The following is a 3,201-nucleotide window of genomic DNA, read 5'->3' on the forward strand; positions in this document are numbered from 1 at the left end:
CCTGCATTTCACCCACCACAAGTCCATGATCGACGCGGTTGGGGTGGGGTGGGGTGGGGGCCGGTCCGCCGGGTGCCGGACCCCTCAGGCGGCCCGGCGGACCGGTGATCTGGTTGGCCGGTCCGGGCATCAGGCCCGCCGGACCGCGCGGTCATCTGGCCGTTGCCGCCCTTGGTGCCGTGGTGGAAGGTGCGGCTCCGGTGCCGGCGAGACCTCTTCGCAGCTGCGGTTCCTCGCGGGATGGACGCCCGGGGGACGGGGTCACATTCCGGTGGTGACGCCGTGGCTCGGGGGACGAGCACGGCGACGGGGCACGACGGGGCACATGGGGAAGACGCGGAGCCCTGCCCTGGCTCCCACCACCCGATGCGACGGCTCCCGCGATCGAGGAACGCGCTTTACCGTAACCGATCGGCAACAACTTTGGAAGCGCTCCCACCATCGACGTTCGTGTTCGTCGCAGGCGACGCGTCCCCAGCCCCGGGGCACCGCCGTCACCCGCACCGGGCGAGGACGGGTCACCCCGGCCGGCGGCAGGATCGGATCCCGGCGGACCTGCGGCCACGGCCGTCGGACGGGCCGCCACCGGAACGCACCGGAGGAGGGACAGATGGCCATCGCGACGACCAGCCGCACCGACCAGGACATCCAGTCCGCCGTACTCGACGAGCTGACCTGGGAACCGCGCGTGCAGCCGCACGAGATCGGCGTGACCGTCGACGAGGGCGTCGTCACGCTCACCGGCCGGGTGGACGGCTACGCGAAGAAGTGGGCCGCCGAGCGGGCCGCGCACCGGGTCGTCGGAGTCCGAGCGGTCGCCAACGACCTGGCCGTCCGGCTGCCCGGCAGCGCGGAACGCGCAGACCCCGACCTGGCCGCCGCGGCCGGGCACGCGCTGGAGTGGGACGCGTTCGTACCCGTCGAGAAGCTTCGGGTGACCGTTTCGGCCGGCTGGGTGACGCTGCACGGCGAGGTCGAGTGGGAGTACCAGCGCCGTGCCGCCGAGCGATCCGTCGGCCGGCTGACCGGCGTACGCGGGGTGAGCAACGGGATCACCGTCCGCCCGGCCGCACCGCCGGACGGCCAGAACCTGGCCGGCCGGATCGTCGACGCACTCGCGCGCGCCGGAGCCACCGAGGCCGAACGGATCACCGTGCGGGTGCACGGCGACACCGCGGTGCTCGCCGGGCTGGTGCACTCGATGCCCGAGCGGGCCGAGGTGGAGCAGGTGGTCTGGTCGGCGCCGGGCATCCGGGAGGTGCAGAACCACATCGCGGTCGCGCCGGTGCTGCGCTGACCGCCAACGCGGAACCACCCGGGACGGGTGAGCCGGCCTCACCCGCCCGGGGTGCAGGCTGGGGGCATGAGTGATCCGAACGGGCTGATCCAACCGGGGAGTCCCGCGCCCGGCTTCACCCTGGCGGCTACCCCGGACGGGCACCAGATCGGGCCGGAGCAGTTCCGGGGCCGGCCGGTCGTGCTCGCCTTCTATCCCGCCGACTGGAGCCCGGTCTGCGGTGACCAGATGGCGCTCTACCAGGCGGCTGCGCCGGTGTTCGACCAGTACCAGGCGGCGCTGCTCGGCATCTCGGTGGACAGCATCTGGTCACACCGCGCGTTCGCGCAGGCCCGGGGCATCGAGTTCCCGCTGCTGGCCGACTTCGAGCCCAAGGGCGAGGTGGCCCGCCGCTACGGCGCGTACGCCCCGCGGGGTGAGGCGGACCGGGCGCTGGTGGTGCTCGACCAGACCGGGACGGTGACCTGGAGCCACCTCTCCGCACCCGACGTCAATCCGGGCGCGGACGGCATCTTCGACGCGCTGGACCGGCTCGCCCAGCAGGGGGTGGTGACTCGATGACCACGCCACTTCAGGTCACCGCCCGACTGCGGGATCCGGTGACCGCCGAGGACCACGCCCGTGGGCCGGTCGACGCGCCGGTGACCGTCGTCGAGTACGGCGACTTCCAGTGTCAGTTCTGCGGTGCCGCGTACCCCAACCTGCACGAACTGCTGCGGCAGCGGGCCGACACCGTGCGCCTGGTCTACCGCTACTTCCCGATCGCCAACGTGCACCCGCACGCCGAACGCGCCGCCGAGACCGCCGAGGCGGCGGCCTCCCGAGGCCGGTTCTGGGAGATGCACGACTGGCTCTACGAGCACCAGGACCAGTTGGACCCGGTGCACCTCTCGCTCGGCGTCGAGCAGGTCGGTCTGCCGGCGGACGAGGTGAACGCGGAGGTGGAGAGCCGGACGCACGCCGACCGGGTACGCCGCGACTTCGTGGGCGGCATCCGCAGCGGTGTGAACGGCACCCCGACCCTCTTCGTCAACGAGGTTCGACACGAGGCCGGGTACGACCTGCCCGACCTGCTGGCCGCGGTGGACGCCGCCGCCAACGCCTGACCGCCGGAAGGCTCAGATCAGGCGCAGCTCGCGCGCCCGCCGGACCGCTTCGCGCCGGCGGGTCGCGTCGAGCTTGCGGTAGATGTTGCGGACGTGGGTCTTCACCGTGTTGACCGACAGGGACAGCTCGCTGGCGATCTCCACGTTGGACAGGATGCTCTGCAGGTACCGCAGGATGGTCAGCTCCCGTTCGGTGAGCGGCTCGTCGAGCGTGCCCCTCGGCTCGGCCGGCGGTCGCGCCGGGGCGTGGCCGGCGTCCCGCACCAGGTCGCTGATCAGCGCGAAGTGCGCGGTACCCGCGTCCAGGTGCGCGGCCAGCAGATCGCGCACCGGCGGTTCGGCGCGGGTGAAGACCCGCCGGCAGCCCTGCGGGCCGGCCAGATCGAGCACCTGCTCCAGGATCCGGCCCGCTCGCCGGCCATCCCCACCCCGCTCGGCGAGGGCCGCGTCCAGCAGGCCGGCGTCCAGGCGTACCGGCAGGGGCCAGGCCTGTGCCTGCGGCGCCTGCCAGTCCGGCAGCGCCCGGCCGGCGGCACCGGTGTCGCCGGCCCGTAGCTGCACCCGCGCCAGGCTCACCGCGAGCGCCGGCTCGACCTCCGCACCGGTCAGCAGCTCGCGGGCACCGTCCCGGTCGCCCCGCTCGGAGCGCAGCTCCGCCTCGGCGGCCCGCAGCAGGGCTGCCAGTTCGGCGGCGTCCGGGCCGGCCCGTAGCTGCACCCGCGCCAGGCTCACCGCGAGCGCCGGCTCGACCTCCGCACCGGTCAGCAGCTCGCGGGCACCGTCCCGGTCGCCCCGCTC

Annotated in this window: 4 protein-coding genes; 3 read left to right on the plus strand and 1 reads right to left on the minus strand. The window is 73.9% G+C overall.

The window, feature by feature from the left end; translation table 11 throughout:
• The first annotated feature begins 610 nt into the window (after positions 1–610).
• The 3 genes from JNW91_RS30635 to JNW91_RS30645 all read left to right on the plus strand — a co-directional run bounded on the left by JNW91_RS30635 (position 611) and on the right by JNW91_RS30645 (position 2,403).
• Entirely contained in the window at positions 611–1,297 is a 687-nt protein-coding gene (locus JNW91_RS30635; protein ID WP_203178955.1) for a BON domain-containing protein, read from the plus strand.
• A gap of 66 nt (positions 1,298–1,363) precedes the next feature.
• The gene (locus JNW91_RS30640; RefSeq protein WP_203178956.1) at positions 1,364–1,858 is read left to right on the plus strand and encodes a redoxin domain-containing protein; all 495 of its coding nucleotides are present in this window, start codon (positions 1,364–1,366) and stop codon (positions 1,856–1,858) included.
• On the plus strand, positions 1,855–2,403 hold the full coding sequence (locus tag JNW91_RS30645) for a DsbA family protein (protein WP_203178957.1): 549 nt from the start codon (positions 1,855–1,857) through the stop codon (positions 2,401–2,403). The genes JNW91_RS30640 and JNW91_RS30645 overlap by 4 nt, the downstream gene beginning before the upstream one ends.
• A gap of 12 nt (positions 2,404–2,415) precedes the next feature.
• On the opposite strand, the gene JNW91_RS30650 is transcribed toward JNW91_RS30645, so the two are convergent.
• The coding region (locus tag JNW91_RS30650; RefSeq protein ID WP_238425999.1) for a helix-turn-helix transcriptional regulator at positions 2,416–3,201 on the minus strand (786 nt) is incomplete at its 5' end.

The sequence above is a fragment of the Micromonospora parastrephiae genome, from assembly GCF_016802865.1.
Classification (GTDB): domain Bacteria; phylum Actinomycetota; class Actinomycetes; order Mycobacteriales; family Micromonosporaceae; genus Micromonospora; species Micromonospora parastrephiae.